The sequence below is a fragment of the Zooshikella ganghwensis DSM 15267 genome, from assembly GCF_000428585.1.
GTDB classification, from domain to species: domain Bacteria; phylum Pseudomonadota; class Gammaproteobacteria; order Pseudomonadales; family Zooshikellaceae; genus Zooshikella; species Zooshikella ganghwensis.
This window is the reverse complement of sequence record NZ_AUAF01000225.1, coordinates 1-4,985: the sequence shown is the minus strand read 5'-3', so window position 1 is coordinate 4,985 and position 4,985 is coordinate 1. Positions and strand designations below refer to the sequence as shown.

At 37.7% G+C, this 4,985-nt stretch carries 3 protein-coding genes and 1 pseudogene; 3 read left to right on the top strand and 1 reads right to left on the bottom strand.

Annotated elements, in window-relative coordinates:
• Nucleotides 1–139: 139 nt before the first annotated feature.
• On the top strand, nucleotides 140–1,117 hold the full coding sequence (locus F607_RS31660; protein ID WP_051311810.1) for a type 2 periplasmic-binding domain-containing protein: 978 nt from the start codon (nucleotides 140–142) through the stop codon (nucleotides 1,115–1,117).
• A 56-nt stretch (nucleotides 1,118–1,173) separates the two neighbouring features.
• On the opposite strand, the gene F607_RS31655 is transcribed toward F607_RS31660, so the two are convergent.
• On the bottom strand, nucleotides 1,174–3,045 hold the full coding sequence (locus tag F607_RS31655; protein WP_051311809.1) for a pre-peptidase C-terminal domain-containing protein: 1,872 nt from the start codon (nucleotides 3,043–3,045) through the stop codon (nucleotides 1,174–1,176).
• Between the two features lie 1,117 nt (nucleotides 3,046–4,162).
• On the opposite strand from F607_RS31655, the gene F607_RS31650 reads away from it, so the two are divergent.
• Nucleotides 4,163–4,678, top strand: coding sequence for a TerB family tellurite resistance protein (locus F607_RS31650; protein WP_051311808.1), 516 nt, complete (start codon nucleotides 4,163–4,165; stop codon nucleotides 4,676–4,678).
• Nucleotides 4,679–4,787: 109 nt separating this feature from the next.
• Nucleotides 4,788–4,985, top strand: a pseudogene (locus F607_RS31645) (IS982 family transposase); the annotation flags it as partial.

The window sequence follows — 4,985 nt, the reverse complement described above, 5'->3', positions numbered from 1 at the left end:
GGGTTAAGCTTAAGTATTCAAAAAGTCGCTCAAGTGTATAAACAGATGAGTGACTATGGGGCTATGGCTGCGTAAAAGTGTCTAGAGTATTGTTACTAATAAAATTAAGAAAATTGATGGGAAAACCGTTTATGGTCACATGGATTATGGAGAAAAAGACCCTTCTTTAGCATGGCGTTTTTCAGATGCGTGGTTATCCATGGCGGGTGCTGGTGATAAAGGTCTACCAAATGGTATGCCTGTTGATGAATGGGGGATACGAGTTGAAGATTGTCATCCTGTGGGAGCCAGTGTGGCCAGAGGTGGGGCACTAAATAGTCCTGCTGCTGTATACGCATTACGTAAATATAAGGAATGGCTGGTAAAGTTTGCACCACCTGAAGCCATTAATATGGATGAAAGACGTTCACTACCACTCATTGGCGAAGGTAATATTGCGCAACAGATTTTTTGGTATACAGCCTATACTGCCTCATTAACAGAGCCTTCTCTGCCTGTCACCGATAGTAATGGTATACCTAAATGGCGTATGGCTCCTTCACCGAGAGGTGCTTATTGGGAGCCTGGTATGAAAATGGGATATCAGGATGTAGGTGCGTGGACTTTCTTGAAAAATACACCATTAAATCGAAGGAAAGCTGCATGGTTATACGCACAATTTGTCGTATCAAAAACAGTATCTTTACGTAAATTACTTGTTGGTTTAACACCGATCAGAAAGTCAGATATAAATTCTGTGGCCTTTTCCAAGGCAGCCAACAAATACGGTGGTCTTGTTGAGTTTTATCGTAGTAATGCAAGAAATGCATGGACACCTACAGGTTTAAATGTGCCAAACTATCCATTATTATCTGAAGTGTGGTGGACGTATGTTTCATTAGCGGTCACGGGTACTCACTCCGTCCAGCAAGCAATGAATAAAATGGCTCAGGAAATGGATAATCGTTTACAGCAAATTGCCAAAAGCGGCCAAGAGCACTGTGAACCAAAGTTAAACAAGCCTAAAAATGAAAGTTACTGGTTGAATCGACCGGGCGCACCAAAACCCAAATTAGCAAATGAAGAACCTCCAGGGGAGACGTTATCTTATGAGGAGTCTTTAAAGGCATGGGATTAGCATGATAAGTCTGGCATGCTCAATGATACTGAGCATACCAGATATTATGACAACTGTTAGTTATCATAAGCAGCTTTTAATGTAATACCACTGTAATTACTAAATGCATGTAGCATTATGTAGTAAGTTGCTGTATCAGGCGTATTGTAACTGCACACTTCATATTGAGTTGTTTTGTATGGTCTACAATCCCACTCTGATAATGTGGGTTTTGTGCTTGATTTTACATACATATCTACATCACCTGTTCCACCATCCACGGATATTTTTAGGTTAGTGGCTTTGGCGGGCACATTAATTTGGTAATAGACCTGATGCCCTTTCGTTGCACTAAGATTGGTTATTGGTACACCGTTTTCTAATGTGTGATCTTTTGAGTTTTTATATGATGCGGTCAGGGTAATATCATTATAATTACTGAATGCATGAAGTAATACATAATAGGTTGTGGCTTTGGGTGTTGCATAAGAGCATTTTTCAAGCTGAGTGACCTTATAGGGTCGGCAATCCCAGTTAGAGAGTGTTGGTTTGGTATCAGGTTGGACATACATATCTGCATCACCAGAACCTCCATCAATTTTAAGCATAAGCTCGGTGGCATTAGCCGGGATTTTAATTTTATAGTAAGTATGATCTCCTTTAGTTTTTGATATGTTGGCTATGGGTATACCATTTTTTAATTCAATGTCATCATCGGGGTCTGGACCACCAGGAACCCCAGGATTGGTGAGCTTATTCCATGCACAGTATTTGTTATTATTTTTTTCGAGCCAAAAGTAATTACAGTTTGAGTCATAACTATCTCTGCCGGTATGCACTTTAAAGCCAGACAGTTTTACATCATTTAAATGATAAAATCGGCCGTCTTTTTTAAGACTAAAGTGTTGATGGGGTCCTGTAGAATGTCCTCCTTGACATAATGCTTGCGACTTATTGCTTGCATAGTTAGCCACTTTTTGATTGCGAGAGACTGTGTCGTTGGTTCTCACCTGAATATTATCTAAGTGATAATAAGTGGTAGACCAGCCACCTTCATGTACAATTTCTAAATTACAGGATGAATGCACTTTGGCACGCCCAGCGGCAGCTGCTGCGACCCATAGGTGAGAGGTATCAGAACCCCACACACCACCATTATTTAAGTCTAATGAAGATTGTGGATAAGTACCGCTTCCTGTATTGGTATGACTACCACCATAGTACCATGCTTTGCCTAAAAGGTAAGGCAGTTGCAAAAGGTTATTAGGGGGGACAACAAGACGTGGATTTAGCATATTTTGATTGTTTGACTCATCCTGTTTTTGCTCAGTTGAAAATTCTTGCTTTTCATACGATGTGACCGGAAATAGTCGATAGTAGATGGTGTAAAAATTATCTAACCTTTTTCGGATATGTTGTTCTGGTAAATTGTCAGTACTTGTCTGTTGACTCGTTGTCGAAAAAAGTTGCTCGAGTGCTGTGGAGGTTACTGATATAGCATTTCTTTTTTTATTTTCATTATTATAAAAAAATGTTGAAAGTTTGATAGCAATATCTTCTGTTTGCTTGGAAAAACCATATTTTTCAGAAAGATCGCCAAATGGCTTATTAAACTCTGATATATTTAAGTGTTTATTGGTAATCAGCCCTGTTTGTTGCTCTATTAAAGCAATGAGTACTTTGGGGCTGATACTAGAGTAGCCACTCCAATGAGAAATTACTTCACTATATTGAACTAAATGTGGAGCGCTTTTTTCTAAAAAAATGTTGATATCAAAACTAAACATTTCATTTGTTGAATAGATAAGCTGTCGCTGTTCGAACTGGTGAGATGTTATACCTATAGATTGAGCGCTTAATACATTATGAGCATAAACTAGGATAAACACTGCGCCTATGTAACCTATTACGCTATGCCTGAAAAAGAATAATTTTTCTTTATATTTCATTATAACCTTCCTTGCTTATAGATAATTTATACTATTCCATTCGTTAACAGTTATAGGTTTTATATTCACTGCTATGGAGTTGTTAGGTAAACTGATACACTGATATTTTTAATAAAAAGATAGTGTGAGAAATTATTGTTGAATCGAGCAGATATATACCTTTAATTATGCTAAACGACGTGTTTGGTCAGTATGACAGTAACTAAGAAAGTTAAAGGTCTATTTCTATAGACTAGTAGATAAATACTTCACCTCTATTATTTACGTATAGAATTTTAAGAACTATTGTATAACTTTAAATTATGATTTGTTATAGAGGATGGTTTGAGAGTGGCTTCATCTTATATGGCAACTCTTTTTATCTAAAAAAGCATTTTTTGTAGCATTTTTTCCAACGTCTGCAAAGTACTCATTGAAAAAATGTAAAGCCTCCTTTGGAGTTTTTTTGCCTTGCTCTGCTGTTTAACAGTTCGATGAGTGTAATCCACCTTATGCTGATTACTGGCTTATATCAAAAATACCATAAGTGTGTTATTGATAGTTATTTAGATATTTCAATAAGCTCGGTTGTAGTACTTGCGATTATTTAGTGTTATTGATTTGGTTGAAGGATAGAACGATAGTGAAGGGTATACCCTTCGCGAATCAATTTTTTCGCGCTATTAAAAGTCTTCATAGACCAAACTAGCCGCACTAAAAACCCTTCGTTGAAGGTATAGAACAAATAAGAATAAAAAAATAATCACGGCCCAAAGGGTGATGACGGTAAAAGCACTACTCGTTGTTGCTCATTGTTCATTGAGAACCACTAAACTTCACGCTTCGCGCCTAGATGAGTGCTTTTACCGTCATCACAGTGATATTCAAATAGTGTTAACAGGCCCTAGTACTCTGATGTTTGCAAATAAGTAAATATTTTTTAATTCTTTTTAGAAATTTGACTGGTATAACCCGTAATTGTGAGGGGGAATCATCCAGTGATATGATAGCTAACTTTGTGTAGTAAGTGTTGGTTTGATATTGGCGGCTACATATGTCCTTTGCTTAGGGCTGCTACAGTGTGTTGATATCATTCTTCAATAGAGTAGTTCTTTTGGCAGTGTAACAGGATAGTCACATGCATATTCTTATCGGGTTAATAACATCTATTGCTGCTTTAGTTTGGGCTTTTAACCGGCTCCAACAGTCTGGCGTTGATTTAAACGCATTCAATCCGTTCCATTGGTCTAGAAGGTACAAATGGGCAAAGCTTTATTCTATTAAACCACTGCATAGATTGGAAAATCCAATTGAGGGGGCGACTGTATTAGTTGTCGGTGTTGCTAAACTTCAGGGTGAAATAACAAAAGAGCTAAAAGATACAATTATACAAACGTTTGTTGATACTTTTTACCTTTCGGAGAAGCAGGCACTTGAAGCTTTCACTACAGCTGCTTTTTTATGGAAGGATAGTACAAACTATATTGCGGAAGTGAAACATATCCTTGCTCCCCTACAAAGTGACTTTACTGTAGCACAAAAAAAATCTGTGATTGATACACTGAACTTTATAGTAAACGCAGATGGCTTGCCAACAGATGAGCAAAATCGGTTTATTAGATGTGCAGAGCAGGCGTTTGGAAAAGATATTTAACTTTATATTTATATGTTAATAGAACGCGATGCTCGACTTTTATTAGTTTGAAATGACAACCCCTGACCCCAACCTTTGTTTTGCCGAAACAAATTCAAAGGGACAGGGGATGTCAGTAGAAGAGTTTATCATAGCAGTTTATTGCTGGGTTGATGATACCTTTAATGATTTACTTAAAGGCCAGCGATTACGTGAACGAGGGACTATGCCTTCCCTTTCTGATCCTGAAGTGATTGCAATGGAGCTCATCGGCGAGTTTTTTGGGCTAGATGAAGATACACATATCTGGCGGTATTTTCGCGAACAT